General features: G+C 56.4%; 21 protein-coding genes and 1 pseudogene. 4 read left to right on the top strand and 18 right to left on the bottom strand.

Going from position 1 to position 26809, the window contains the following annotated elements; translation table 11 throughout:
• The first annotated feature begins 73 nt into the window (after positions 1-73).
• Complete coding sequence (ilvD, locus tag GOX45_RS02835) at positions 74-1906, top strand: dihydroxy-acid dehydratase (protein ID WP_171097765.1); 1833 nt, start codon at positions 74-76, stop codon at positions 1904-1906.
• A gap of 119 nt (positions 1907-2025) precedes the next feature.
• Here the strand turns inward: ilvD and GOX45_RS02830 are convergent, their stop codons facing one another.
• The 12 genes from GOX45_RS02830 to GOX45_RS02775 all read right to left on the bottom strand — a co-directional run bounded on the left by GOX45_RS02830 (position 2026) and on the right by GOX45_RS02775 (position 12948).
• Positions 2026-2436 (bottom strand): ester cyclase, encoded by a 411-nt coding sequence (locus GOX45_RS02830; protein WP_171097763.1) that lies wholly within the window; start codon positions 2434-2436, stop codon positions 2026-2028.
• A 407-nt stretch (positions 2437-2843) separates the two neighbouring features.
• Complete coding sequence (locus tag GOX45_RS02825; protein ID WP_171097761.1) at positions 2844-3329, bottom strand: prepilin peptidase; 486 nt, start codon at positions 3327-3329, stop codon at positions 2844-2846.
• Positions 3319-4164, bottom strand: a complete 846-nt coding sequence (locus GOX45_RS02820; RefSeq protein WP_217350248.1) for a LuxR family transcriptional regulator — start codon at positions 4162-4164, stop codon at positions 3319-3321. The genes GOX45_RS02825 and GOX45_RS02820 overlap by 11 nt, the downstream gene beginning before the upstream one ends.
• 235 nt (positions 4165-4399) lie before the next feature.
• Positions 4400-5401, bottom strand: coding sequence for a type II secretion system F family protein (locus GOX45_RS02815; protein ID WP_171097757.1), 1002 nt, complete (start codon positions 5399-5401; stop codon positions 4400-4402).
• Positions 5402-5411: 10 nt separating this feature from the next.
• Positions 5412-6383 carry a type II secretion system F family protein gene (locus GOX45_RS02810; RefSeq protein ID WP_171097755.1) on the bottom strand — a complete coding sequence of 324 codons (972 nt, stop codon included), beginning with the start codon at positions 6381-6383 and terminating at the stop codon, positions 5412-5414.
• A gap of 3 nt (positions 6384-6386) precedes the next feature.
• Entirely contained in the window at positions 6387-7775 is a 1389-nt protein-coding gene (locus tag GOX45_RS02805; protein ID WP_171097753.1) for a CpaF family protein, read from the bottom strand.
• 14 nt (positions 7776-7789) lie between these two features.
• Positions 7790-8998: an AAA family ATPase gene (locus tag GOX45_RS02800; RefSeq protein WP_171097751.1), complete on the bottom strand. Its 1209-nt coding sequence runs from the start codon at positions 8996-8998 to the stop codon at positions 7790-7792.
• A gap of 24 nt (positions 8999-9022) precedes the next feature.
• Positions 9023-9718: a TadE/TadG family type IV pilus assembly protein gene (locus GOX45_RS02795; protein ID WP_171097749.1), complete on the bottom strand. Its 696-nt coding sequence runs from the start codon at positions 9716-9718 to the stop codon at positions 9023-9025.
• The gene (locus GOX45_RS02790; protein ID WP_171097747.1) at positions 9715-10221 is read right to left on the bottom strand and encodes a TadE/TadG family type IV pilus assembly protein; all 507 of its coding nucleotides are present in this window, start codon (positions 10219-10221) and stop codon (positions 9715-9717) included. The genes GOX45_RS02795 and GOX45_RS02790 overlap by 4 nt, the downstream gene beginning before the upstream one ends.
• 5 nt (positions 10222-10226) lie before the next feature.
• On the bottom strand, positions 10227-11795 hold the full coding sequence (locus tag GOX45_RS02785) for a Tad domain-containing protein (protein WP_171097746.1): 1569 nt from the start codon (positions 11793-11795) through the stop codon (positions 10227-10229).
• A 23-nt stretch (positions 11796-11818) separates the two neighbouring features.
• Positions 11819-12634, bottom strand: a complete 816-nt coding sequence (cpaB, locus tag GOX45_RS02780) for a Flp pilus assembly protein CpaB (protein WP_171097744.1) — start codon at positions 12632-12634, stop codon at positions 11819-11821.
• Between the two features lie 143 nt (positions 12635-12777).
• Positions 12778-12948: a Flp family type IVb pilin gene (locus GOX45_RS02775; RefSeq protein ID WP_171097742.1), complete on the bottom strand. Its 171-nt coding sequence runs from the start codon at positions 12946-12948 to the stop codon at positions 12778-12780.
• Between the two features lie 395 nt (positions 12949-13343).
• On the opposite strand from GOX45_RS02775, the pseudogene GOX45_RS02770 reads away from it, so the two are divergent.
• Positions 13344-13643, top strand: a pseudogene (locus GOX45_RS02770) (transposase); the annotation flags it as partial.
• A 431-nt stretch (positions 13644-14074) separates the two neighbouring features.
• On the opposite strand, the gene GOX45_RS02765 reads toward GOX45_RS02770, so the two are convergent.
• Positions 14075-14893 carry a sulfotransferase family protein gene (locus GOX45_RS02765; protein WP_171097739.1) on the bottom strand — a complete coding sequence of 273 codons (819 nt, stop codon included), beginning with the start codon at positions 14891-14893 and terminating at the stop codon, positions 14075-14077.
• 141 nt (positions 14894-15034) lie between these two features.
• Here GOX45_RS02765 and GOX45_RS02760 point away from each other — a divergent pair, with 141 nt between their 5' ends.
• Positions 15035-16612 (top strand): DUF5928 domain-containing protein, encoded by a 1578-nt coding sequence (locus tag GOX45_RS02760; protein WP_171097737.1) that lies wholly within the window; start codon positions 15035-15037, stop codon positions 16610-16612.
• A 35-nt stretch (positions 16613-16647) separates the two neighbouring features.
• On the opposite strand, the gene GOX45_RS02755 is transcribed toward GOX45_RS02760, so the two are convergent.
• Positions 16648-18159 (bottom strand): aldehyde dehydrogenase family protein, encoded by a 1512-nt coding sequence (locus tag GOX45_RS02755; RefSeq protein ID WP_171097735.1) that lies wholly within the window; start codon positions 18157-18159, stop codon positions 16648-16650.
• Positions 18160-18162: 3 nt separating this feature from the next.
• The gene (locus GOX45_RS02750) at positions 18163-19269 is read right to left on the bottom strand and encodes a saccharopine dehydrogenase family protein (RefSeq protein WP_171097733.1); all 1107 of its coding nucleotides are present in this window, start codon (positions 19267-19269) and stop codon (positions 18163-18165) included.
• Between the two features lie 398 nt (positions 19270-19667).
• On the opposite strand from GOX45_RS02750, the gene GOX45_RS02745 reads away from it, so the two are divergent.
• Complete coding sequence (locus tag GOX45_RS02745; RefSeq protein ID WP_171097731.1) at positions 19668-21326, top strand: LTA synthase family protein; 1659 nt, start codon at positions 19668-19670, stop codon at positions 21324-21326.
• A 64-nt stretch (positions 21327-21390) separates the two neighbouring features.
• Here GOX45_RS02745 and GOX45_RS02740 read toward each other — a convergent pair whose 3' ends face one another.
• Genes GOX45_RS02740 through nirB form a run of 3 tightly spaced genes read right to left on the bottom strand, consistent with a single transcriptional unit; the run spans position 21391 to position 26806 of the window.
• Positions 21391-24042 carry a nitrate reductase gene (locus tag GOX45_RS02740; protein ID WP_171097729.1) on the bottom strand — a complete coding sequence of 884 codons (2652 nt, stop codon included), beginning with the start codon at positions 24040-24042 and terminating at the stop codon, positions 21391-21393.
• A complete protein-coding gene (gene nirD, locus GOX45_RS02735) occupies positions 24042-24374 on the bottom strand; it encodes a nitrite reductase small subunit NirD (RefSeq protein WP_171097727.1) in 333 nt (110 codons plus the stop codon). The genes GOX45_RS02740 and nirD overlap by 1 nt, the downstream gene beginning before the upstream one ends.
• Positions 24371-26806, bottom strand: coding sequence for a nitrite reductase large subunit NirB (gene nirB, locus GOX45_RS02730; RefSeq protein ID WP_171097725.1), 2436 nt, complete (start codon positions 26804-26806; stop codon positions 24371-24373). Before nirB ends, nirD begins: the two co-directional genes overlap by 4 nt.
• Positions 26807-26809 lie beyond the last annotated feature (3 nt).

Raw genomic sequence — 26809 nt, 5'->3', positions numbered from 1 at the left:
CGCACATGTGATACGTGCGCTATAACGCACAATCCTTCGAACATGCAACCCGAGGCAAAAGGGAAACAGCATCATGCCATTGTACAGATCCAGAACCTCTACCCATGGCCGCAACATGGCGGGCGCGCGTGGCCTGTGGCGCGCCACTGGTATGGGCGATGACGATTTCGGCAAGCCGATCATCGCTATCGTCAACTCGTTCACCCAATTTGTCCCCGGTCACGTGCACCTGAAAGATCTGGGCCAGATGGTCGCGCGCGAGGTTGAAGCCGCAGGCGGTGTGGCCAAGGAATTCAACACGATTGCGGTGGATGACGGGATCGCCATGGGCCATGACGGTATGCTCTATTCCCTACCCTCGCGGGAAGTGATCGCGGATTCGGTCGAATATATGGTCAACGCCCATTGTGCTGATGCGATGGTCTGTATCTCGAACTGCGACAAGATCACACCGGGTATGTTGATGGCCGCCATGCGGCTGAACATTCCGGCCATTTTTGTCTCGGGCGGGCCGATGGAGGCGGGCAAGATCGACATCGCCGATCTGGACGTCAAAAAGATCGATCTGGTCGACGCGATGGTCGCCGCAGCGGATGACAAATACACCGACGAACAGGTCAAACATATCGAAGAAAACGCCTGCCCGACTTGCGGCTCATGCTCGGGCATGTTCACGGCGAACTCAATGAACTGTCTGGCCGAGGCGCTGGGTCTCGCGCTGCCCGGCAACGGCTCGACCCTGGCGACGCATTCGGACCGCAAAGAACTGTTCCTGGAGGCCGGTCGCCGCATCGTCGAGATCACCAAGCGGCATTATGAGCTGGACGAAAAAGGGTTCCTGCCCCGCGAGATCGCCACGTTTGACGCGTTTGAAAACGCAATGAGCCTGGATATCGCCATGGGTGGATCAACCAACACGGTGCTGCACCTTCTGGCCATCGCCAGCGAGGGCGGTGTCGATTTCACCATGTCCGATATGGACCGGCTCAGCCGACAGGTTCCGTGCCTCTGCAAGGTCGCACCCAATACCGAGAACGTACATATGGAAGACGTCCACCGCGCTGGCGGCATTTTCTCGATCCTAGGTGAACTGAGCCGCGCAGGCCTTCTGCATGAAGACTGCTGCACCGTCCATTCGGCTACCATGGGTGAGGCGATTGCCAATTGGGACATCAAGGTTGCCAACAACCCAAAGGCGCAGGATCTGTTCAAAGCCGCGCCCGGTGGTGTGCGGACAACGCAGGCCTTCAGCCAGTCGAACCGATACAAAGAGCTGGATACAGACCGCGAAACCGGTGTGATCCGGGCGAAAGAACACGCTTTCAGCCAGGATGGCGGTCTGGCGGTTCTCTTCGGCAATATCGCGCGCGACGGCTGTATCGTGAAAACCGCAGGCGTGGATGAGAACATCCTGAAATTTACCGGCTCGGCCTATGTGTGCGAAAGCCAGGACCAGGCCGTCAATGACATCCTGACCGGCAAGGTCAAAGAGGGCGACGTGGTGGTGATCCGCTATGAGGGCCCACGCGGTGGTCCGGGGATGCAGGAAATGCTGTATCCGACGTCATACCTGAAATCCAAAGGCCTGGGCAAAGCCTGTGCCCTACTGACGGATGGGCGTTTCTCGGGGGGTACATCGGGCCTGTCGATCGGCCATGTCTCACCCGAGGCGGCCGAAGGCGGTGAGATCGGGTTGGTCAAAAACGGCGACCGGATCGAGATCGACATCCCCAACCGCACGATCCACTTGGCGGTGTCCGAGGAAGAGCTGGCCACCCGCCGCGCCGAGCAGGACGCAAAAGGCTGGGAACCGGCAGAGCCCCGCAAGCGCAAAGTGTCGACAGCGCTGAAAGCCTACGCCAAGTTGACCACCAGCGCCGCGAAAGGAGCCGTGCGTCAACTTTGAGTAAGAAACCGCTCAACAAAAACAGCCCACCTACCCGGTGGGCTGTTTTTTGTTCTGCTGTGCGGACAAAGGGGCCACCGCCAATTCAGGCCGCTTACGCACAAATCATCCTACAACGGTTATGCCCAGCCGAGTTGCTTTAACGAGTGAACGTCATTCCAAATCTTGGTCATGTGCTTAATTTTGTCACCGTCAAACTCCATCGCATAGACGTAATCTGCCGCAACCTTATTTCCGGTCGCGGGCACTGGCCCGTCTACCGAGTGGGTTCCGTGAAACACGGCAAATGCTGTTACAACGCCACGATCTGCATCGGTCGAGAATGACTTCAACTCGTAGTGACCATCTGGGACGGGTGTCAGCAAACCCTTCATCCACTCCGCATACCCCTCCAGCGTAGGTACGTCAGCTAACGCATCTGCCTGAGCAGAGAATGTAGCGTCTTCATGGCAATAGCCTTTGCACCCTTCCCAACCCTTACCAGTCTCGCAAGCCTCAAAAAATTCTCGTGCGGTCGTTTCGATTGACATAGTTTCTCCCCCCAAGGAAGTTGATTGCTTTATTCAGCTTTTCGACAGAGCAGTGTGGCGAGTGTACACGAAAGTCGGTCGTATGCCCAAAAACTAGAGGCTACACATTGCTAACGTGCCGATGGGAAAGGTTCCAATCTGAACATTGCAAAGACCGCTTTGGGCTCGTGTAAACGTTCGCCAAATCGCGGCGAATGTCCGGTTTGCGGACTAAGCAGCTGTTGGCGCCCAAGCACCTAATGACGACGTTAAGCCCCTTTGCAGCCATTGAATTGATGCCCGGCATCCGGCGCGAGGGCGGCAACCGGATATTCTTTGCAGACGCAAATTGGAGAGCCTTCCTTTCCGCCATAGCAGTCCAGCAACCGTTTTTATTGGCTATGAGGCCTAAGACCACCCTAAGAGTTCTACCCCAAACCCATCGCAACCAAGGGCAATAACACACCCGACATGGCTATCGACACACCCATCGGATAGCTGGCTTTTGGTCGCAATGCGAGCCAGCGGCATTCCGGAAATCCAATTATCGAGCGGGTTGTGATCACAAACAGCATGCCTACGACCATGGACAGGGTGAAAGTATAAAAGAACAGCAAAAGAAAGTAGCTGGGCACAAACAATATCAGCGCGGCGATTGCCTTTACGTCGCCTCCACCCCACAGGCGCAGCGTGAAACCAACAAAACCAACGACAAATACGCCGACGCCGAAGACCGCGCGGTATAACGTCTCGTGGAAGGATAGAAACACGGGCGTGGAGAGGACAAAAGCGGCGAGCATAGTCAGCACCAGCCTATTGGATATCTTGAGGTTCTTCAGGTCATTCCATGCCATTGCAGCCAAAAGCGGGGTGATGACGATCAAAGGGACGAACTGCGCGACTTCAGGCGACATTTTTGCTACTCGCAGTCGGCGATTGGCGCTTGACCATCGGGGTCAACAAATCATGGATCAATTCGGCTTGAGAGGATGTTTCTGTTTTGACGTAGATATTGCGAAGATGCGTACGCAGTGTCGAAATTGAAATCGACAACTCGGACAACAAGGCGTTGTTGTTCAGTCCCCGCGCCAGTAACAGGCAAACCCGATACTCCGAGCGACTCAGCCGACAAGGGTTGTCCATAGACAAAATGCTTTTTGGTTCTTTCTTGATAAGCTTTCGGCGTGTGTTCTTCAGCTTCGCTTCGGAAAACCGACCAAGAGATCTTTTCTTCCAGCAATCCGACAGAACAGGGCCCAGAACGCTCAGAATATCTACCAGAGCCGAAGAGATGGGGTGGTTAAAATGCAATTCCAGAAAGTCGGCGACACCATTTTGTCTTTCCAGCAAAATGGATACAGACTCGTAAAATCTGCGGAACTCATAGAACTCTGACAGATGTTCGTATTCGGAAAGGTCATCGAGCTTGCCGAACCAAGCCGACCCGAGTTTGGCCCGGCTCATGTTGTCGCCGCAGATCGCAGGCGCGATGCAGAAATCGAAGCCGCTGAAACTTTCCGGCGTCTTGTGATTGGCGTCGTAGCTCAGCACTTTTGCCGAATTCTGATTGCCTTGCAGGTCGACCCGGCTGATTGCAACCACTTCGGCATCAATCGCGCGAGCCGTTTCACGCAATGCGTTTAGCAATGGAACTTTCCCCTGAGAGGCCTGGCAAAGGACCGCTACGACTTTAAGAAGTTCTGAAGTCGGTGCCATTGCATCTGGCGCGAAACGATGCGCCGAAAACATACCATTCATACCGTTTAACATTGACCGAAACCCGATCAACCCTTTCGACAAGCGCCCCCACCCGTCGATTGTGTCTCGATTTTTTTGTGTGGCCGGACTCCACTTAACTGCTTAAAAGTTTAGCCATATCAGCCTAAGTCGAGCAAAAAAGTTCCACGACAAGAGCTCTGTTTGTTCTCATTTTGGAAACACGGCCTGTTTGAATACGTTATTGCAGTGGAACCGAGCACGAATTCTACGCCCCAAAGCCCCGGAAGTATCGAATCATCGAAGGTGCGGCGGTGATGATTATCAGCGTCGGCAGCATCAGTGCAGCCAGAACGGCCGACATCTTTACTGGTAACTGATTTGCCAGCTCCTGCGCCCTGGTTTCACGGGAATCCCGCATTTCAGATGCATAGGTGGTCAGGGCTTCGGACATGCTCGTTCCGTAGCGAATGGATTGCTGGACGACTGTGGCAAATGACTGGATTTCATCAACCCCTGTACGTCGCGCCATGTCAGACAGCGCGGTTGCGCGGGGACGCCCAGCCTGAATCTCGTGCTGTGTGTTCAGAAACTCAAATGCCAGATCAGGGGAGGCCAGCGCGAGTTCGTTTCCGACCCGGGTCATAGCTGCATCAAAGCCCAATCCGGAGTGAAGCGAAATCTGCAACAAGTCGAGGGCATTTGGAAACGCGTCGCGGATACGCTGCTGACGCTCCTTACGGCGATGCTTCAGCCAGGCTGCTGGCAGGAAATATCCGACGGCCGTCAGCACACCGATAAGCTGTATGGCGTTGGCTTTGCTGATGGATTCAAAAACGCCTGTAATCGCACTGGGAACGGGAATGCCAGGAGTTCTTGAGGCAACAATAAGCAGACCTAGAATCATCGGCACGAAAATCCCAAGCCATACTCGCGTCAGCGTATAGATCCGCAGGGCATTCCGGCCGGTCAGCCCGGCCTGAATAAGCTGCTCCTCGATCTTGCGCCGCTCAGACTCTTTGCTCGGCAGCGCTGCTTTAAAAAGGCCTTTTGGGGTAGCAATGGTTTCCCGCAACAGTCCACGATCATTGCGTGCCCCATATCTTTGGGCACGCAGATTGGCGATGCGGACAGCCGCAGGATGGCGGCGGCTTAGTGCCGAGGTTACGGCAACGAATACCAGCAACACACCAAGGCCAAAGATGGTCAGCAGAATTGTTTCGGCTGGAAGACCGAAACGCAACGACATGATTTCCAGCATATGTTCCATGAAACTGCCCTCAGATACGGAAATTGACGAGTTTGTGCAGGATGATTACGTTCGAGACCATCAGAACGACAACCAGCACAGCAAGTTTGATGAATGCGGGATCGTCACTGATATCGGTGTAATATCCCGGTGCGTTGATCGACATTACCCCCATGATCACCAGCGGAATGATCGACAGAAGAAACCCGGACAGGCGCCCTTCTGCGGAAATAGCCTTTATCCGCGCACGCAATGCAATGCGCCGTCTGACAACGGTGGCCAGAACGGACACGATCCGCTCCAGATCGCCACCTGTGCCGTGTTGGATTGCCATGCTTGCCGCCAGGTATTGTGCATCTTCCGAACCGACTCGGTCAGCAAAGTCTTGAACCGCGTCGGGCAATTCGTCGCCAAAACTGATCTGGTCGAAAATGATGCCGAACTCGGTCCCGATAGGGTCTTGCATCTCGTCCGCAACGGCTTTGATCGAGGTGTTGACCGGGTGGCCAATTTTCAGGCCTCGCGCCATTAGCTCTAGCGCATCGGGCAACTGACTGGTCAAAGCTTTTTGGCGTTCAGTCTGTCGCGATTTCACCACCAAAGCAGGCATAAGCACACCTATGATGAGTGCGATCGGGGCCGCCTGCCAGGGCGGCAGAAACATCATACCGACGGTTGCGATCGCCAAGGTGCCAAACAGGCAAAGCAGCACAAAATTCTTAGCTGAAACATGCAGTCCCGCCTGAACTAGTGTATCCGGCAAGTTCCCAAAAAACGGGATCTTCGCAAAAAACCCTGTCTGGGTCTCGGGAAGGAGCAAGGCGAGCCGATCTTCATCAGTAACGCCTTGCCGGACCATGCGCATTCGTCGGTTGCGGGCCTCGGCGTGATTTTCACCGCGACGGGCAAAGTGGAACACACCGGTAATCAGCATGAACATTCCGACGAAGACGCAAGCCAGCGTCAGATAGTTAAGAAGTTCGGCTGTGTTAATACTGGTCATGCTTCAGCCTCCTGATACTCGGAAAGTCTCGGGTTCGAGATCGACACCAGCAGCTGTGAGCATGTCATAGCATTTCGGGCGAATCCCGGTGGGAACAAACCGACCAAGTACCTCGCCGCTTTCCGCGCGGCCTTCCTTCTGGAACACGAAGATGTCTTGCATCGTGATGATCTCACCTTCCATCCCGGTTATTTCCGAAATGCTGGTGACGCGGCGCGACCCATCCGCCAACCGCGACAGATGCACAATAAAGTGCAGCCCCGACGCGATCTGGGATCGAATGGCTGCGGCGGGAAATTCGATACCCGTCATCGTGACCATCTGCTCCAAGCGGCCCAATGAATCGCGTGCCGAGTTCGCATGTACAGTCGTCATCGAGCCGTCATGCCCCGTATTCATGGCCTGAAGCATGTCGAATGTCTCCGCTCCGCGAACCTCACCGACAATAATCCTGTCGGGGCGCATACGCAGCGCGTTGCGCACCAGATCACGCTGAATGACCTGGCCGTCGCCAGACGGAGATGGCGGGCGTGTTTCCAGTCGCACAACGTGCTCCTGCTGGAGTTGCAGCTCTGCTGCGTCTTCAATGGTGACAACACGCTCGCCATGGTCGATATACGAAGACAGGGCGTTCAACATCGTTGTCTTCCCCGACCCCGTCCCGCCGGCGATCAGAACGTTCAGGCGCGCGTATACCAGCGCTTGCAGGAACCGCGCGGCGGCATCGTTCAGAGCCCCACTTGCGACCAGCTTTTCCATCGTCAGTTTTGACTGCGCGAATTTACGGATTGAAACGCTGGGGCCATCAATCGAACAAGGGCGGATGATTGCGTTGACACGGCTGCCATCTTCCAGCCGGGCATCCACCCAAGGCTGCCGTTCATCGACACGCCGCCCGATCTTGCTGACGATCTTGTCGATAACCCGCAGCAGGTGCTTTTCATCGCGGAACCGCACCGGCACGCGTTCCAGCAGGCCAGAGCGTTCGACATAGACCGTCTGATAACCGTTAACCAGAATGTCATTGATCGTTGGATCGGCCAGCAACGGCTCCAATGGGCCAAAACCCAGAATTTCGTCCAGAAGTTCTTCGACGATGCGGTTGAAGTCTTCGGTATTCAGCGGCCTGCCAGTTTGGGACAGAGCACCTCCAACGACCCCGGCGACTTCGCGCCGTAGCACGTCCTTTTCAACCTTTTCTATCACGGAAAGGTTCAACCGTTCCAGCAAAGCCTCGTGCAACGTGCTTTTTAGCTCAAGCCAGTCTGCGAGTTCGGTATCTTCCGTTGTGGTGTCTGGCTGAATGTCCTTGGCCATTTGATCAGCATGCTGGTTCAGCTGAATGACTTCGGCCTCATTGGTTCGCCCGGCGCGTGTAAACTTTTCAAACATCCCTTTGACTCCAATTAGGCTGCGTTGTTTTTGAGGTCGGTTTTGCTGACCATGGCTTCATTCATGATTTTCCGACCCATTGTGCGGATCGCCTTGGACAAGGCACAGCTGCCTGAGGCCTGCGATAGCAGTTGACCCCGATCTAGCGCCTGCTTTGCGTGGCGCGCGTCGCTTGGCAGCCAAAAGCCCAATTCGCGTTCCAGCGCCTTTTGGGCCTCGACATGTTGGCTTGATCGGAATGTCGGTTTTGTTTCCTGGCTTATGACGATCTCAACCGGAGGTTCGAGCCGCTCTTTTGAGAAGAATTCAATCAAACGGCAGGCTTGACGCACCGAAGAGACCGAGCTGTCGCCCACCATCAGCATCCGGTCGGACGCGGTCACAACTGCGCCCAGCCAATCGACAAGTACACGAGGCAGATCGATGACGACAAAGTCGAATTCCAGACGCAGAGTCTCGATCAACGCGCTGACCTGTTCGCGTGTCAGAACATCCAGAGGAATGAATTCCTCGGGCGCGCTCAGGACTTCCAAACCGGACGCATGTTGCACCAGAGATTGCTGAAGGAACGTCCGGTCCGGCATGACCCCATCCTGGGCCATTCTCAAAAGCCCGGAAGAAGGCTGCAAGTCCAAGGACGTCGCGACCGTGCCGAATTGCAAATCCAGATCTACGACGGCGACCTTGTTTCGCGTCTTTTTCCGGAAGATGCCGGAATACCCCTGCAACTGGTCGGCCAGGTTGATGGACAACGTCGACGCACCGATGCCACCACGGGCCGGGCATACGCTGATGATCTGTCCCAGCCGCTGCGGTTGCGGCGAGTAAATGGTCGGCAGCAAAGACTTGTCGACCGTCAGACGTTGAATCTGTTCGGCCAGTTCGTCCTGCCCGATGGGATAGGGCAGAATCTCATCCACACCCGATTTGTTCAGCGCACGCGCTTCGGTCAATGAGATGTCACCGTCGCTAAGTGCCAACAAGGTACCGCGCGAACCGGCGCTGCGACGAAGATCGCTGACAGTTTCCAGATCCAATTCGCCTGAAAAGCTGAACACCAGCAGGTCATTGTTACCCATCAGATCACAGGCGCGACCGTTTACCGAAGACAAGGTCCCGGAATGTGTCTCTAGCGAAAGATCGTCGAACCGGTCGACGGCCTGGGCGACTGAATTCTTAATCGCCTCATTGTCAGAGATTAGGGCTAATGATTTTTGCGTCATTCTTCAGCTCCCATGATTAGAAATTCAACCGTTGACTCCGCTGGCGAGGTCTTCACCAGGAAGGGTTGCGCTAAAGTCGGAAAATATTTTGAAGCCCGTTGTCGCGGTGGTCAGCGCATCGGTTTGTGGCGTTGAGCCGCCCAAAACCAGCGCTGCGATCGAACCCAACGGAGAGACGAACCGGAATGGAAGTTCTTCGATTGTCACCGTGACCATCGGTACATAAGGGCCACCCAGGAAATTCATTTCCGGGTCGAACTCGTAAGTGAACGTGACGTTGCTTTCGTCAAAAGTTGCGGTGGGATCGTTGGGAACGGCAAACTGAAGCATGTTCCAGATGTCGGTCACGGTGGTCTGCGCCGCTGCATTCGCGGGCGCCGCTCCGGTGCATACGGTTGCGACCGGTTCAACACAAACGCCCGATGCGAAACTGCAATTGGTTCCGAAGCGCGGGCCGGTGATATCGGTATAGGTGCCGCGGCTGTTGGTTGTTGGAACACCGCCACATGCGGGTGGCATCACTGCGGCCATCCGAGCGGCGACCTGTGCTGTTTTTTCGGCAGCCACATAGTGGAAGGCCAATCTGCCGAAGTCTATCAGGCCCAGGAAAATCAAAAGGAACAACGGCAGGACAAAGGCAAGCTCAGTGATCGTCGACCCATCTTCCTGACGGCCAAGTCGCGACATTTCGCGGGTTATCTTGTGAATGCGGCGGGTCATGGTCCAAACACCCGGCTGCGATCTGTGATCGTGGTTTGGATCTGCGTTGCTGTCGAGCCTCCGACCAGTTGGAACAGGGGCGTGAATGGCAGATTTGAAATCGTCAGTGACGCGGTCAGTACGGCTACCGGTGTGGGCGAAACGCGGTATTCACCTGCGTTGCCAACGCATTCGAGGGACAGAGAGTCTAGACCAACGGCAATGTCGGTGGTCGAAAGCGACGTCAAAGTGTTTGATACAGCGGCTTGAAAATCGCCGATAGCAGCGCTTGGCGAAGCAGTGCACAGGTCCGACGGGGCGATCCGGCCAACATAACGGGCAGTGTCCCGAACCCCCGTGATCGCATTTTGATAGGACCAGAAAATCCGTCCCCCTTCGACGATCAGGGCAAATGTCACTAACAGGATCGGCAAAAGGATCGCGAATTCGACCAACGCAGCGCCGGACTGGTCATTGCGGAACCGGTTGAGGGTCATTCTGATATGACGGGATGCACCAAACATGATCATTACTCGTAAAGCTGAACCAGATCATGAACGATGCCGCCGACTCCGGCTCCGCCAACGCCGTCCGATACGGTCTGAATGACTTCACCATAGATGACCGCGTTGGCACCGGTGCTGCCGGATTCAGAGGGGCGGATCAGAAACATCTCTATGAAACTGGTGACCGGAATCGTACCCGATCCGCCGTTAAGCTCGTCTGCAAACGTTGCGCAATCGATACCGGCGACGGTGATGACACGGCGCGTAGGATCAGCACGACCGGTAGAAGGCGGTTGGCATGAAGGCATGCTGCTTTCAGCTTTACCACCGGCGTTCAGGATAGCTTCCAGAGCGGCCTGGTTGGTGACCTCAGCATTGTAGATGTCATAGCGGGTACCACCAGTCGGGAACCATGACGGAATACCGGTTGGGACAGGGCCGCTGAAATCTGCGCCATAGTTGATCGTCAGGTATTCGTTAAGACCAGTAGTGAACACGCCGTTGCCGATACGAGGCGTCGGGCAAGTGCCGCTGGCAAAACAATCGTCAAGCGGTAGCCCAACGGTCGCGGCCGGATCAAGGATCCCGTTCGCATCATAAGTGGGCGACTGCTGGCTGGTGCAGTTGTTTCCGTTACCTGCTGTGATCCAACCGTCCAGGACATGCGGAGAAGAAGCGAAATTGTCGACGTCGTAGCGCGCGCCGTTGCTGAATTGCTTGGCGCTGGATTCAAACCGGTCGAAACGTGTGTTAAAACCAGCCACCATGTTGCCCACGCTCAGACCCGGTCTGGTTTCAACGCCTCTTTGGCTGAAGCACATGGAAACAGCGCGCGACGCGGCCAGAGCACAAGAGTCTTCCTGACCGTTTGGTGCAGGTTCGCAGGCACCAGACGCGTCGATGGCCAGGGTCTGATTAGAAGACAGAAAACCAAAGTTTCCGGGCCCCCAATGGCCATTGCCACCCTGACTTACCATCCGAACCAACTGGCCTTCGGTCAGATCGAGGCTAGGTTGCGGCAGGCAAATGAACATAGGGGTGATGTCGCAGGCCATCAGGGTGAACCCTGCCACAGCCTCGGCATTGACGCTCGAGAAGGGCTGCGCATTGCCCAACAAAGCCGCCGCTGCCGCTGCGAGCGGAGTACCGACCTCGTGCGTATCGACGGTAACCCGAACGAATGCAGCTTTCGGTCCGCTGGCCGGATCGGTCGAATCCAGCAGTTGCGCGGGTTGAGCGGGATCAGTCGCAGTTGTTGGCGGGTTTTCGTAAAACCGCAGCTGGTAATCCGTAGCACCTGACAATAGCTGATCCTTGTTCCGAACGCCAAAGCTTTGACGGTCGCGGATCATGTTTGCAGCCGCATTTGTGGCGCGGGTGATTGAATCCGGGCGAGCATCGAGTTCCCCCGCAGCCGCAAGGGCAACATTGTCCGCAAAGCTCTGCAATTCCGACTGAGTGGTGGTCACCCGACCAATGTCGAATGCGAGGGCGGCCATTCCTATCATGACCGACAGGGCCACCGCGACAAAGACCAGGATCGCGCCGTCTTCGGAGCTACGGAATTGACGTATGAATTGCGCGAGGGACACGGTCGAAACCTTCCTTGGTCGATTCAGTTGATGACGGATTCTGTCACTTCGGTGCCGCGGCGGACCCGGATTATCGTTTTGCGCACCGGTTCTTTGATGTCCTGCGCAACAACCGGTTCATCAATCAGAAGATCGTTCAGCCGCGTCATGGTCAGCGCCTTGTCTTCTGTGTCATCAATGGACCGCAAGGTTAGGCTCAGCCGACCGGCACGTTGCGCCAGAGCAAGGCGCTGTACTTGATCCGGGGTAACAGCAACAGTGACCGTGCGCGCAACAACGGGTTGGTCGGTCTGTTCGTCAGATTCCTGATCAACACCAATGACTCTGATGTTTTGCAAAATGGTGACGGCGTGCATGTCTCTTTTTTCGCCGGTGGTCATTACCACATCGACCCGATCACCAGGGGTGACAAAGCCTCCGACGGCGGTTTCGGCATCAACTTCAATGGCCATGGCGCGATGATCTGCACCCAGCGTCTGAACGATGGTGACCTTTTCACCAAAGTCGGAAACCTTGTTGTTCAGGATCAGTTCACCCTGAGCAATTGCGCGACGGGCGCGACGCGACGGCATGCTGGCCGCCGCAATCAGGTCGTCGTAATCTGTAAAGACGCCTACGGGTAAAGCACCACGGGGCCAGTCAATTGTCGTCAGCGCGCCGGGCTCGATTTCTTCGCCAAACGAAATATCGCGCGATGCAACGACCACGCTCACCATCTCGCTCTCGGCCTCGACATTTGCGGACTGTGTATCGAATTGAATGTAATCCCGAGCGACGTAAACGGACCCTCCGGCTACGACAAGGCCCGTCAATGCTGTGAAAATGGCAGAGAGTCTCATCTGGTGCTCCTTCAGCTATTTCCTGGCGTTTATCGAATGAACCGATCTGAGCGGTTGCACTTTGCCAGCGGATCAAGAAAATATTCCGGGACGATAAGCACGCGGGGCTGAGCGCACCGCGTGCTTTGTCTTCGGTCAGTTCATTACATCAGGGTTTCAGCGTCTGTGAACTGAGCGTTAACGTCGTTGCCCAAAGCAGTCAGGGTAGCAACTGCAATCGCCGTGACGATTGTCAGAGCGACGCCATATTCCACAATGGTCGCGCCGTTTTCGTCACGTGCCATGGTCTTCATCATTACATAAAGCTTCAACATCATACTCTCCTAGTTAACTCACTAGTTACTCGTGGATGCCGCCCAAATTTGCGGCGTTCTAACCCCCTCCATACCGACGGAGCCTTCCACAAGGTTAGGTCCCGCGATCAGGGCGCCGCATCCTCCAAACCACGGAGAAATACACGCTTAGATTGAAAGATTTGGCGGTTTGGTCGATTCTGTGTCACGAAATTGCCTGATTCCTTACTGGTATCCGAATGGCTAGATTCGTGATTCTCTCCCAACTGACGGGTCGCAATTCTGGAGCCAAGCTGCTTTGCTGCACAAATGGGCTGAAGGATTCACCTCATGAATCCAGCATGATAGCTGAGACTACGACCAGTTGGGCCCGGTCGAAGTAGAAGACCGGGAACTGGCCATCGTACAATGCCGCATTGAAAACACGAGGATTGCTCTCGATCTGGTTTGATCCAGAGGTGGATTGGACACCGCTACCTTAAGGCAAGCGCGACCGTCGCCACAGTTTCAGCGAATCCGCATTCCAAGCGTGTTTGACCCTAAAAGTTTAGTCGGGTTGCCGCTGAGGCAAAACACGAGCTTCGTGGGTAGTCACCTGCGGCTGACTGGCTTGGACTGTGCAGTGCCTGATTTCTGTACCCTGTGTCGCCGTCAAGGAACGCTGAACGTGAGTCTTCGATATCGTGGCGGGAAGCGGCCCGCCGCATCTTCTGATCTACTCAGCGCCTCACTATTTTCTCTTGCGGCTCGCAGATGTGCGTGTGAAAGACATTCCTTTTGATCGGCAGCCCGAAGTTGATGCGACACGGTCCGACCTCGCTCACCTTTCGAACCTTGCGCGGTCTACGAATGCATTGCATCTCGGTCAACTCAAAGAAGCAGGTTTCATCTCTCGGGCCTACGGGAGTTTCAAGCTTATAAAGCCACGCGAGATGCGAATGTCATTGAACGTTGGAGCTGACGCGGATCCATGACTCTTTCTATCCGGACGCATTGGGTCTGCAGTCGGCTTTTCAAAGTCTGCTTGCCCCTGCGTTGCGGTAATTGGGGCATCGCGCAGCATTGGCCAAGCTGGACTCCAAGCGGACACTCACCTGCAAATCGTGTTCTACGCAGATAAATCTCTGCCGCGGACACTTAGTGCTTCTCAGTCCCCCAGTTTGGCGTGAATCTCTTCCAGGTCGATTTCACCGATTGGCAATTTGTTCGCCGGGTTTTCGAAATCGTATTTGAACAGTTCGAAATCCTGTTTGTAGATCTCGTAGACCAGATGCATGGACAGATCGTCAAAGAAATCCTCAACCGGATGTGCGCGTTTTGGCCCATGACCTTCGGATTCGTTGAAACGCGGAACATCTGACAAGGTGATTGTATGCTCGGTCTGCACCTGATCCAAAACGCCCTGCATGCCGTCGTTGAACTTTTCAGTCCAAAAGATCCGGTCATAGCGCCCGCCATTCACGATCAGCGTCGAGACATGGCCCGACATGGCCGACCAATGAATGTCGGGATCCATCGGGCGGCGCCACCGGATGGTATCGCGCGCAAACAGAAGGAACCGACGAAAGCTGGCGATCTGGTCGAACTCGCCCTTGCCGTCATCCCCGCCAACCTCAATCCCATAGTTATAGATCAGGCTGGGCACCAGATTGCCCCGGTATCGCTTGCCGTTGCGCTGAATGCCGCAAATCTTGTCGAAGAACGAACTCAGGATCCGCGTATAGGGATTGCGCACACAGGTAAATGTGTACGAGCTATGCCCACGGACATTCTCGGCAATCGGGGATTTGCTGTTCTCAAAGGACCACTTGTGCAGCCCCTCCGATGCATCGTGGATGTCGCCGTCGAAAAAGACACCATGATCCGAATAGTACATGATCTGACCAATGGTCGAGCAGGCGCATTTGGGCACCACACGGTAGACCATGCTTTGACTTTCGGTCATCCATGTCCCGGGAAACCCCATTAACTGCGCCTCCTTATGCCACCGGATCTCAGTCCGACACTTGGCCTATACACACAAAAAATCAAAAATATTCTGTTTATTCAATCGCTCATCCTCAGTATCACGGGTGCAAACGGGCAGAAACGGAAATAGCGCAAACCAATGGCAAAAATTGCCTTTATCTTGTTATGCCACAAAGACCCCGACGCTATCATTGCTCAGGCTCAGCAACTGACGGCGGTGGGGGACTGCATCTCCATCCATTTCGATGCGCGCGCATCCGCCAAAGATTATCAACGCATCCGCGACGCATTGCGTGAAAACCCGAATGTTGCGTTTGCGGCCAAACGGATCAAATGCGGCTGGGGCGCGTGGTCTTTGGTACAAGCCACGCTTCATGCCATAGATGCGGCGACCGAAGCGTTCCCCCGGGCCACGCATTTCTACATGTTGTCCGGCGATTGCATGGCCATCAAGACGGCAGAATATACGCATGATTTTCTGGACCGGCACGATCTCGACTTTATCGAAAGCCACGACTTTTTCAAAAGCAACTGGATCAAGACCGGAATGAAGGAAGACCGGCTGATCTATCGCCACTACTTCAACGAACGAACACAAGCAGGCCGGTTTTACGCGAGCTATGAGGCACAAAAGAAACTGGGCCTGACACGTGAAATACCCGGTGATTTGAAAGTGATGATTGGCAGCCAATGGTGGTGTCTGCGGCGCCGAACAATCGAGATGATCCAAAAGCTGCTGCGCGAACGCCGCGATATCATCCGCTTTTTCTCGACCACCTGGATACCGGACGAGACGTTTTTTCAAACCCTGGTCCGCCATCAGGTTCCGAAACAGGAAATCGAGAACCGCACGCTGACGTTCCTGATGTTCTCCGACTATGGTATGCCGGTTACTTTCTACAACGATCACTACGATTTACTGCTCAGCCAGGACTATCTGTTCGCCCGAAAGATCAGTCCTGAAGCACGCGAGATGAAAGAACGGTTGGGCCAGCTTTATGCGCAGGAAGGGGTCAGTTTTCAGATCTCGAACGAAGGGCGAAATCTACACGCCTTTCTTACCGGTCGCGGCAGGGTTGGGCGGCGCTTTGGCCAACGGTTCTGGGAAGCGAACAACACACTCGGGCCCGAACGGGATCTGTATCTTGTAGTTTGCAAGAAGTGGCACGTCGCCAAAAGGCTGGTCGATCAGATCGCTTCTGAAACCAACATTCCCTGTATCGAATACCTGTTCGACGAAGGGGAAACGCCCCTACCCGATCTGGGCGGAATCGAGACTACTCTGTTGAAACGCTCGCGGCATCGGCGCGCCGTTGTGCGTATGCTGTTTGAGAATTTCAAGTCTGATCAACTGGTGATTTGCCTCGATCCCGCCAATCTGGACGTCATTCAGGACTTTTGTGCCGACCAAGTCCGCACACATATCCTCGAGGTCGAATGCAGCTATTCCGATGACTACCTGACCGGGCATGCCCGAAGGGTCGGCTTGACCGGTGAAAACAGCCGGCCCGAAACGGTGGCCCACCTGCTGCCGACACTGCGCAACGATATCGCATACGAATCCGAATTGATCCGGCGAGCCGAGTTTGACGGCTATTTGCGCCTGCGCGAAACCGCGAATCGCGCCGAGAATGAACGCGCGGTTGCCAGATTTCTGGGCCTGCCATCTGACACAGCGCAGGCCATCATGCGCCTGGATTATCTATTTGCCGACTAAGGCCCGACCATGTCCAAATCGGTCGGGCCATTGGTTCAGATGTCGAACTTGACCCCTTGGGCCAGCGGAAGTTCGGCTGAATAATTCACCGTATTTGTCTGCCGCCGCATATAGGCTTTCCAGGCGTCCGAGCCGCTTTCGCGTCCCCCGCCAGTTTCCTTCTCACCGCCAAACGCGCCGCCAATCTCGGCCCCGGATGGACCAATATTGACGTTGGCAATCCCGCAATCAGACCCGGCGGCAGTCAGGAATTGCTCGGCCTCGCGCATGTTCAGGGTGAAAACACAAGATGAAAGGCCTTGCGGTACGTCATTCTGAATGTCGATGGCCTGATCGAAATCGTCATAGCCCATGACATAAAGGATCGGTGCAAAGGTCTCGGTCTTAACCACTTCGGTCTGGCCTGGCATCTCGACAATCGCAGGTTCCATATAGACCCCGTCCGGCACACCGCTGGTGACACGATTGCCGCCAAAAACGGTGCCGCCTTGGGCTTTGGCAGCCTCCAGCGCGGCGGTCATCGCGGCTCCTGCGGCCTCGTCAACCAAAGGACCAACCAATGTGCCCTGGGCCAACGGGTTGCCGATGGGCAATCCGGCATAGGCCTTCTTCAAACGCGCAACCAGATCGGTCTTGATCGAGTTGTGGACGATCAACCGCCGCAGCGAGGTACAGCGCTGACCGGCCGTACCAACCGCCGAGAACACAATGGCCCGCACCGCCATTTCAAGGTCAGCCGAGGGGCCGACGATCATTGCATTGTTGCCGCCCAATTCCAGAATGCATTTGCCGAAACGCGATGCTACAACCGGGGCCACCGCACGGCCCATCCGGGTTGAGCCGGTTGCCGAAATCACCGGGACATGTTCGCTGGCCACCAACGCCTCGCCCAGTTGCGTACCGCCAATGAGTGTCTGTAGCAGACCCTCGGGCGCATCGCCGAATCGCGCCACTGCACGCTCAAAGATCTTTTGGCAGGCCATCGCCGTCAGTGGAGTCTTTTCTGACGGTTTCCAGATCACCGGATCCCCGCAGACAAGCGCCAGCGCCGCGTTCCAAGACCAGACGGCAACAGGGAAGTTAAACGCCGAAATCACACCAACCGGCCCGGCAGGGTGCCAGGTTTCCATCATCCGATGGCCCGGGCGTTCAGATGCGATGGTCAGGCCATAAAGCTGCCGGGACAGACCCACTGCAAAGTCGCAGATGTCGATCATCTCTTGCACTTCGCCCAGACCTTCCGAGGTGATCTTGCCCGCCTCCCAACTGACCAGCGCGCCCAGATCATCCTTTGCCACGCGCAGCTCTTCGCCCAGCAGGCGGATCAGCTCACCGCGCTGGGGCGCAGGCACGATGCGCCAGGATTTGAACGCCGCCTTGGCACGGTCGAACACGGCATCTATCTCGGACAGAGGTGTTTCATGCACCTCACCCAGCAGGCTGCCATCGATCGGAGAGGTAACGGCCAGTGTTCCACCCGTCAGCTCTGCTGCGCTCAACCCCAAATTCTGCAAAATCTGCTCTGCCGTCATAACAACATCTTTCATCGCTTAGGCCGCCTTGTTCTGTTCGGTGACAGCGCCAGCCCGATAGAGCTGACCAAATTCGGTGTTCAGGAAGTCGTCCAACCGGACCTGCTCTTGCCGCACAAACCCGTTTTGCGGCAGCTTGCCTGTGCGCATCAGATCAACCGCGCCCAGCACGCCTGCAGCTGTTGTGATCTGAATGGCGCTCCAGGTTTGACCGTGGATGTCGCGCGCAAAGCTTTTGTTGATCAAAGACTTTTCGCGCAGGGTCCCGTCGATTTTGCCTTTGGCCGTACAATAGACAAGAACCACGTCTTGATCGGTGCGTGGCAATGCCGTCTCGAATATGCCTTTCAGCAGATCCCGACGCTGCGCGAGCCCGAGATCATGCAACAACAGTTTGAGGATATCACAGTGACCGGGATAGCGGATCGATCGGTAGGACACCGCCCGCGCCTTTCCTTCCAGCGTTTCCGGTAAAGTCCCGAGCCCGCCCGAAGTATTGAAACACTCGTATTCAACCCCGTCATGACCGATCCGTTCATAATCTTCGAGCGGCGCGGTCTTGACGCGTTCACCATTCACGATGGCATCGCACGGGTTGCAATATTCATTGATCAACCCGTCTGTCGACCAAGTCAGATTGTATTTCAACGCATTGGTCGGGAACATCGGCAAGGCACCAACACGCATATGCAGGCTGTCGATCTGGTCAAACTCAGCCGCCAACGCAGCGCCCGCGATACCAACAAAGCCCGGGGCCAGACCACATTGCGGCATGAAGGCGGATTTGCTGCCATCGGCCAACGCGCGCACGGTGGCAGTTGCCGCGACATCTTCGGTCAGATCGAAATAATGTGCCCCTACAGCCTTGGCAGCCGCTGCAATGGCCGGAGTAAGAAAGAACGGAGCCGCCGAGATGATCGCGTCAAACCCTTCCAGCGCCGCTTTCAGCCCGGTCTCGTCCGTCGCGTCAATCTGGCGAGTGGGAACGCCCATGGTTTTGAACGCCGCAAGCGCCGACAAATCATGGTCTGCCACCGTCACCGAATAATTGCGGGATTGCTTCAGCAAAGTGGCGATCATCTGCCCAATCTTACCACCGCCAAGAACACAGATATTCCAGGTCATGCGCTGCCTCCTTACGCGTTTACTCCAGTATGAGACGCGAAATGTCCGAGGTGCAGGGACCACAGTGACGAATTGGTCGGTAATAACGTCACTATGTCGGATTTTTCGACTTTATGTCATCTCGCCTACGCCGTCACGCAAGTATCGCAATAAGACATCACCACAAAAATTTTTCACCTAATCGTTGAAAGTTAACTATTGACCAATGCGTGGCCTGATTAATCTAACCCTGCGTAAACGTGTCTTTTTTCGGCGCATCCCATTGCAACACAGATTTTAGAAACCAAACGTTAGATCGAATTAAAAAACTGAATATGTTAAGAATTATTATTGTTTTGGGCGCCATCTTTGGCCCAAGCCTTTATCGCGCCCTTGAAGTCGAGCTCCTTGTTTCCAGCATGACTTCAACGCCACGCCATGCGTTCGTTGAAACGCTTCGAAACGACTTTATTCTGCTGGTGCCGATTTTGCTTTTGCTGCTGGTTTCCGCGGCATCGAGGCGGAAAAACATAGCGGTCGGGTGCTTTCTGGTGGCCATCTTCTTGCTGAGCTTGATCTTCCTCGATGTCCTCATCTCGCAGCAATTTGGGCAGCGTTTGACCGTATCCGACATTGGAAAGTTTGGTTCCTACTCGCTGACCTACCTGTTTGACTTCAAACCTCTTACGCTGATCGCGATTGCATCGACTTTGGTGACGTTTTGCTGCGCGGTTTTCTGTGTCTGGCGCCTGTTGCAAAGTACTAGGATCAGTCACCATACGGCAACAGCTTTGGGGATTGTCGTCGCGGTCGCGGGCATCCTCGTCTGGAACATGCGCGAGACCGGATATGTGCATTACCGTCTTTTCCAGAACGTCATTTCCAACAACCAGACAGATCTCAGCGAGTTTCGGGCCTATAGTGCCGAGTTTCGCGGCACTCTTTCTGATCCATTCGAACCGATATGCTCTGACGCCCCAAGGCTTGCCGGGCCTTTGGTTATCTACATGGTCGAATCCCTTTCGTCTTATCATTCCGGGTTTTTCAGCGGACTGAATGACTGGACACCAGAGCTTGACAAACTGGCGCGTGAAAACCTTGCCTTGGGCAATTTCCTGGCCAACGGCTTTACAACCGAAGATGCCGAGCTTTCGCTGTTGACCGCCGAATACCCGATCTATCCTCCGAACACCCTGACCGACGGAGGAAACACCCATTTCGCCGGATATTGGGCTGCAAAAGACTCGGTGGTATCGGCATACGCTGCAAACAATTATGACAGCTATTTCCTGACCACCTCTGATCTCGAGTTTTCATCAACCGGAGAATGGGCCGACGCATTGGGGTTCGAGACAGTCCATGGCAGTGAAGCCAAATTCTATGAAGGATGGCCCCGCTATCATTTTGATGCGGCACCCGATGCCGCTTTGGTCGAGCGGATCATCGACGTCATACAAGGCGCCACCGTGCCAACGTTGATCTTTGCGAAAACGGCTTCCAGCCATCATCCGTTCGTCGCGCCAGACAGTGGTATCCGCTCGGAAGAACAGGTTATCCGCTATGTCGACCGGCAAATCGGCGCGCTATACCGCCATCTTTCAGAAGCTGGCTTTTTCGAAACAGGCCATCTGATAGTTTTGGGTGATCATCGCGCGATGCGCCCGTTACTCGGCCAAGAGGTCGACAGATACGGGTACGAAAAAGCCTATACCCAAATACCCGCTGTTGTGATCGGGCCGGTTCTTGCCCCCGAGCCTAAACGTGTCGATACGCAATTCAGCCAAGTCGACATTGCCAACAGCCTCGTGGCATTGGCTGATGCCAAAGCCTGTACCAGCCCGGTCCGAGGCATGATCTGGGGCGAAAACGCGTCGGCGCCCAAATACACGCTGCATCGCCGCGGAGACCATCGAAACCAGTTCAGCGTTTTTTCAGGTGATCGGTTGGGGGTCGTTACGTTGAACGGTGACAGAACCCATTTTGAGGGTGCCGATTTCGAGGAAAACGAAGCTGCCGACATCGTGCAGTTCCTCAACTTCAAACGTGTTCAGGCCGACGCCGCAAACTCACAGCAGTGATCGCAGCCTAGATGTCGTTGGGAAGATCTCCACGCCGATCAACTGAGCGCCAAAGCCATAGACCTCAGACCTGTGCGCGGCGTTTTGGGGTCTTGGCCTCTGGCGTCGAATATTCGGTGATCAGATCCGCAAGCTCGGGCCGGCACGAGCCGCAATTGGTGCCTGCTTGAAGCGCTTCGCCGATTTCAGCGACGCTCAGATGGCGCTCGTCTTGTATCGCGCTGATGATGGTCTTCAGCCCAACGCCGAAACATGAACAGACAACCGGCCCGCAATCGACCTGATCCAGCGCAGCGCGTCCCGACAGCAGTTGATAGGGGGCCACATCTGGCAGGGTTGCAAGATAATCCCGCATCAACGAAATCGGTTGCGACGAGACATAAAGTGCGGCCAAAACCCCGTGTTCATTGGACAACACAATCCGAAACGCGCCGCGTTTCGGATCTTCGATCACGGTTGCCGTGGCATCGTGCAAGTCAAACCACGCGCGTGCGGTACCTTCCCAATCATCGATCACATGACATCCCGCCAATTCGGTTCTGTACCCGATGTCGGTTTTTGCCAAAGCCCAATAATCCGAAGATGGAGCAGGCGCCGAAACCGATACTGCGAACCCATACCATGCCGCTAGCATGGGCTTTACGGACACAGCCGCCGCTTTGCTTTCCGGCTGACCCGAGATCGGATCTGTCACGCTGGGCACCAAGGCATCGACACGCGCAGCAGGCGCGGTTTCACCCGTCCAGTGGATGGGGGCAAAGACCTGCCCCGGCGTGACCGCATCGGTGATCCGCAGCCGGAAGATACCTTTGCCAACCGCGCTAGTGATCTCGACCAGATCTGCTGGGGCAAGGCCCAATTTCTTCGCGTCCTCCGGATTCACCTCGACATAAGGTTCCGCCAGATGGGCCGACAAGCGCGGCGACAGGCCCGATCGGGTCATCGTGTGCCATTGATCGCGGTTGCGTCCGGTGTTCAGCGCAAATGGATAGGTCTCGGAAGGCGCTTTCTGAGGCGGGCGATGGGAAACGGGAAGAAGACGCGCCTTGCCGTCGGGGTGAAAGAACGCCCCATCCTCAAAGAAACGTCCACCGGTTCGTTTCGCAGATACGGGCCAGCGTGTAGGCGCAAGCTCGGCATAGTCATCCTCGGTGATATCCGTGAGGCCAGAAATGTCGAAATCCTTGCCGAAAGACCCCGCGAGCGACGACATGGCTGCATATTCGCGAAAGATCTGCGCCAGAGAGTCAAAACTGAACGCCTCGTCCCAGCCCATACGGCGTCCGACCTCAGCCAGGATGTCCCAATCGGCGCGGGCTTGACCGGGTGGCGTCAGAACCGCGCGTTGCCGGCTGATCGTGCGGTCCGAGTTGGTAACGGTCCCGGATTTCTCAGCCCAGCCTGCCGCAGGCAGAACCACATCCGCGAGGCGCGCGGTATCTGTCTGCGCGGTCAGATCGCTGACCACCGTAAAGGGGCAATCTTTGATCGCCGCGCTGACCCGGTCTGCATCCGGCATGGTGACCGCCGGGTTAGTGTGAATGACCCACAGAGCTTTGACCTTGCCTTCTTCGATTGATCGAAACAGATCGACCGCTTTCAGACCCTGTTTTTGCGGCAGAGTCGGCGCGTTCCAGAACCCCTGCACCGCGGCGCGATGGTCTTCGTTTTCGATGTCCAGATGGCAGGCCAGCATATTGGCCAAGCCGCCCACCTCACGACCGCCCATCGCGTTGGGTTGACCGGTGACCGAAAACGGCCCCATGCCTTCGCGCCCGATCCGTCCGGTCGCCAGATGGCAGTTCAGGATCGCGTTGACCTTGTCCGTTCCGCTGGAGGATTGGTTCACGCCCTGGCTGAAGATCGTCACCACGCGTTCGGTTTGGGTCCAAAGCGTGCAAAACCGTTCGATGTCGTCAGGGTCCAAACCGGTGACCGCCGGATCATCCCGTTGGGCGGCCTCAAGCGCTTCGGCGAAGCCCACGGTGTGGTCCAGAAACTCAGGCGCGGCATGCCCGCCTGCATGGATTTGCGTCAACAGGTGATTGAACAAGGCCACATCGCTGCCGGGCTGCAAGGCAAGGTGCAGATCGGCCTGGCTGCAACTGGCTGTCCGGCGCGGGTCGATGACAACGATCTTGGTGCCCCGCGCCTGTCGCGCGGCGACTACGCGCTGATAGAGAACCGGGTGACACCACGCCAGGTTTGACCCCACGAGAACAATCAGGTCGGCCTTATCCAGGTCCTCGTAGGTGCCCGGAACCGTATCCGTCCCAAAGGCCCGTTTGTGCCCGGCCACGGTGGAGGCCATGCAAAGCCGCGAATTGGTGTCGATATTGGCCGAGCCGATGAACCCTTTCATCAGCTTGTTGGCGACGTAGTAATCCTCGGTCAGCAACTGGCCCGAGACATAAAAGGCGACGCTGTCGGGCCCGTGATCCCTGATCGTTGTGGCAAAGCGATCCGCCACCAGTTGCAACGCGTCATCCCATGAGGCGTCCTGCCCCGACACGCGCGGGGCTAGCAGGCGGTGATCCAGTCCGACAGTTTCCCCCAAGGCCATGCCTTTCGAGCATAGACGCCCGTAATTTGCCGGATGCTCCGGGTCTCCACGCACGGCCAGCCCCCCGGCCCCGTCCGGGCGCAGCAAGACGCCACAGCCGACACCGCAATAGGCACAGGTTGACCGGGTCTCGGGCAGGCCGGTTCCGTCCATCAGGCCGCGCTCCGCCGGGTGACGGCGCTGTCGTCCAGCAGTATGCGGCCGTCTTCGATGCGTACCGAATACGTGTCGATCCGCCCCTCATCCGAGCCCTGCGCCTGACCAGTGTTCAGATCGAACACCCAATTGTGCAACGGGCAGGTCACGGATTGCCCGTGCACGATGCCCTCGGACAAAGGCCCGCCCTTATGCGGGCAGCTGTTGGTTGCGGCGAAAACTTCGGCCTCGGCGGTGCGAAACACCGCGATGCAGCCGATATGGGTTTTCACCAGACGCGCGCCGCGCAGGGGCACATCTTCGAGGCTTCCAATGTCTATCCAGCTCATTCCGCGGCCTCCAATGTGAAATCTGCAATCGGTGTATAGGTCTTGGCCTTGTCACGCACATGCTCGGCCCAGGGGTCCTTGCGGTAGATGCTTTGCGACAGCTCAAACCGCGCAACCAGTGCGGCGCGGTTGTCCAGGTCGTCGACGACCTGCGCCTTGACCCAGTCCATGCCGACCTTGCCCAGCCATTTATACAGGCGGTCCAGATACTTGCCGCCTTCGCGATAGGCTTGCGTGACGGCCATGACGACCTCAATCGCCTCATCCTCGGTGGGGACCTGACACAGCAGCTCTGTCTCTTTCACATCCATCCCGGCAGCCCCGCCGATGCTGATCTGATAGCCTGAGTCCACACAGACGACGCCGATATCCTTGCAGGTCGCTTCAGCACAGTTGCGTGGACAGCCCGAGACAGCCAGCTTGAGCTTATGAGGCGTCCAGGACCCCCACAGGGTTTTCTCAAGCTTGATGCCAAGCCCGGTGCTGTCTTGCGTGCCGAACCGGCAGTGATCAGTGCCAACACAGGTTTTCACCGTGCGCAGACCCTTGGAATAGGCGTGGCCCGAGACCAAACCCGCATCGTTCAGGTCCGACCAGATCGCGGGCAAGTCCTCACCCTTAACACCCAGCAAGTCGATGCGCTGGCCGCCTGTCACCTTGACGGTGGGCACATCGTATTTGTCGGCGGCGTCTGCGATGGCACGCAGCTCATCCGGCGTGGTGATCCCACCCCACATACGCGGCACAACGCTGAAAGTACCGTCCTTTTGGATATTGGCGTGTTTGCGTTCGTTCACGAACCGGCTTTGCGGGTCGTCCTGATATTCCAGCGGCCAATCGGCCAGCAGGTAATAGTTGATCGCCGGGCGGCAGATATGACAGCCATTGGGTGTTGTCCAACCCAGCTCCTGCCAGACGGCAGCCTGGCTTTTCAACTCCTGCCCCTTGATCAGACGGCGCACATCCTCGTGGGTCAGATCAGTGCAGCCACATACCGGCTGCGCCGCTGGCATCTGGAACTCATCACCCAGTGTAACCTGCAACAATTGCTCGACCAGCCCGGTGCATGTCCCGCAGGATGCGCTGGCCTTGGTGCTGGCCCGCACCGCGCCCAGATCACCGGCCCCTGCTGTGATCGCTGCGACAATCTCGCCCTTGCATACGCCGTTGCAGCCGCAAATCTCCGCCTCAGGCGGCAATGCTGCAACGGCTGAGAGAGGGTCCGCGGTATCGCCCCCCTGATAAGCCGGGCCGAAGATCAGCGTCTCGCGCATTTCGTCAATGTTTGTGCCGTCTTTGATCAGGCCAAAGAACCAGCTGCCATCGGCCGTGTCGCCATACATGACCGCGCCAACCAGCCGGTCCTCTTCGATCACCAACCGCTTGTAGACGCCGCGCGACGGATCGCGGAACACGATGTCTTCGCGCCCGGGGCCATCGGCAAAATCACCCGCGCTGAACAGGTCGCACCCGGTGACCTTCAGCTTGGTCGAAAGTGTCTTCTGAACAAACGCGGCGTCTTGTTCCATCAGAGCCTGCGCGGCCACCTTCGCCTGATCATAAAGAGGCGCCACAAGGCCAAAGACCGCACCATCATGTTCGACACATTCGCCCACCGCATACACATCCGGGTCCGAGGTGAGCATCTGGTCATCAACATGAATACCACGCCCCGTGGCCAGGCCGGCCTCCTGCGCGAGTGTGGTGTTGGGCCGGATACCCACCGCCATCACCAGCAGGTCGCAGGGCAATTCCGTGCCGTCCTCCAACAGCAACGCCCGTACTTTGCCGTCCTGGCCCAGGATCTCCTTCGAGTTCGCCTGCAGGCAGATCTTGATGCCCTTCTCCTCCAGCGACTTCTTCAGAAGGTAACCGGCGGCCTCATCCAGCTGACGTTCCATCAAGTGGCCCATGATGTGCACCACGGTCACGTCCACCCCATGCGCGGCCATGCCCGCTGCGGCCTCAAGGCCCAGCAAGCCGCCACCGATCACGACAACCTTGTTATCGGGACCCATACCCATCATCTGCTGCGTATCTTCCAGATCGCGATAGGCAATCACGCCGTCCAGATCATGACCGGGCAGAGGGATGATGAACGGGTTTGACCCGGTGGCAATCACCAGTTTGTCGTAGGGCACATGACCCTTCTCACCCTCGACCACCTTCATTTCACGGTCGATCTTCGCAACCTCTTCGCCAAAGCGGCAGGCCACGCCACGCTCGGCATACCAGGCATCGTCATGGGTGACGATCTCGTCATAGGTTTTCTCACCCGACAGCACCGGGCTCAGCATGATGCGGTTATAGTTCCCGCGCGGCTCGGCATTGAACAGGGTGATGTCGAACGCATCCGGCGCGTTGTCGGTCAGGGTTTCCAACACCCGGCCCGAGGCCATGCCTGCGCCGATGACAACAAGTCTTTGTTTCATGGT

It is taken from the genome of Ruegeria sp. HKCCD7255 (assembly GCF_013031565.1).
Taxonomy (GTDB): domain Bacteria; phylum Pseudomonadota; class Alphaproteobacteria; order Rhodobacterales; family Rhodobacteraceae; genus Ruegeria.
This window is presented reverse-complemented; position numbering and strand designations above follow the sequence as displayed.

Excerpts from the sequence above, each read along its gene's own strand:
- ilvD (WP_171097765.1), top strand. The coding sequence starts at position 74 with ATGCCATTGTACAGATCCAGAACCTCTACCCATGGCCGCAACATGGCG.
- GOX45_RS02830 (WP_171097763.1), bottom strand. The coding sequence starts at position 2,436 with ATGTCAATCGAAACGACCGCACGAGAATTTTTTGAGGCTTGCGAGACT.
- GOX45_RS02825 (WP_171097761.1), bottom strand. The coding sequence starts at position 3,329 with ATGTCGCCTGAAGTCGCGCAGTTCGTCCCTTTGATCGTCATCACCCCG.
- GOX45_RS02820 (WP_217350248.1), bottom strand. The coding sequence starts at position 4,164 with ATGTTTTCGGCGCATCGTTTCGCGCCAGATGCAATGGCACCGACTTCA.
- GOX45_RS02815 (WP_171097757.1), bottom strand. The coding sequence starts at position 5,401 with ATGGAACATATGCTGGAAATCATGTCGTTGCGTTTCGGTCTTCCAGCC.
- GOX45_RS02810 (WP_171097755.1), bottom strand. The coding sequence starts at position 6,383 with ATGACCAGTATTAACACAGCCGAACTTCTTAACTATCTGACGCTGGCT.
- GOX45_RS02805 (WP_171097753.1), bottom strand. The coding sequence starts at position 7,775 with ATGTTTGAAAAGTTTACACGCGCCGGGCGAACCAATGAGGCCGAAGTC.
- GOX45_RS02800 (WP_171097751.1), bottom strand. The coding sequence starts at position 8,998 with ATGACGCAAAAATCATTAGCCCTAATCTCTGACAATGAGGCGATTAAG.
- GOX45_RS02795 (WP_171097749.1), bottom strand. The coding sequence starts at position 9,718 with ATGACCCGCCGCATTCACAAGATAACCCGCGAAATGTCGCGACTTGGC.
- GOX45_RS02790 (WP_171097747.1), bottom strand. The coding sequence starts at position 10,221 with ATGTTTGGTGCATCCCGTCATATCAGAATGACCCTCAACCGGTTCCGC.
- cpaB (WP_171097744.1), bottom strand. The coding sequence starts at position 12,634 with ATGAGACTCTCTGCCATTTTCACAGCATTGACGGGCCTTGTCGTAGCC.
- GOX45_RS02775 (WP_171097742.1), bottom strand. The coding sequence starts at position 12,948 with ATGTTGAAGCTTTATGTAATGATGAAGACCATGGCACGTGACGAAAAC.
- GOX45_RS02765 (WP_171097739.1), bottom strand. The coding sequence starts at position 14,893 with ATGGGGTTTCCCGGGACATGGATGACCGAAAGTCAAAGCATGGTCTAC.
- GOX45_RS02760 (WP_171097737.1), top strand. The coding sequence starts at position 15,035 with ATGGCAAAAATTGCCTTTATCTTGTTATGCCACAAAGACCCCGACGCT.
- GOX45_RS02755 (WP_171097735.1), bottom strand. The coding sequence starts at position 18,159 with ATGAAAGATGTTGTTATGACGGCAGAGCAGATTTTGCAGAATTTGGGG.
- GOX45_RS02750 (WP_171097733.1), bottom strand. The coding sequence starts at position 19,269 with ATGACCTGGAATATCTGTGTTCTTGGCGGTGGTAAGATTGGGCAGATG.
- GOX45_RS02745 (WP_171097731.1), top strand. The coding sequence starts at position 19,668 with ATGACTTCAACGCCACGCCATGCGTTCGTTGAAACGCTTCGAAACGAC.
- GOX45_RS02740 (WP_171097729.1), bottom strand. The coding sequence starts at position 24,042 with ATGGACGGAACCGGCCTGCCCGAGACCCGGTCAACCTGTGCCTATTGC.
- nirD (WP_171097727.1), bottom strand. The coding sequence starts at position 24,374 with ATGAGCTGGATAGACATTGGAAGCCTCGAAGATGTGCCCCTGCGCGGC.
- nirB (WP_171097725.1), bottom strand. The coding sequence starts at position 26,806 with ATGAAACAAAGACTTGTTGTCATCGGCGCAGGCATGGCCTCGGGCCGG.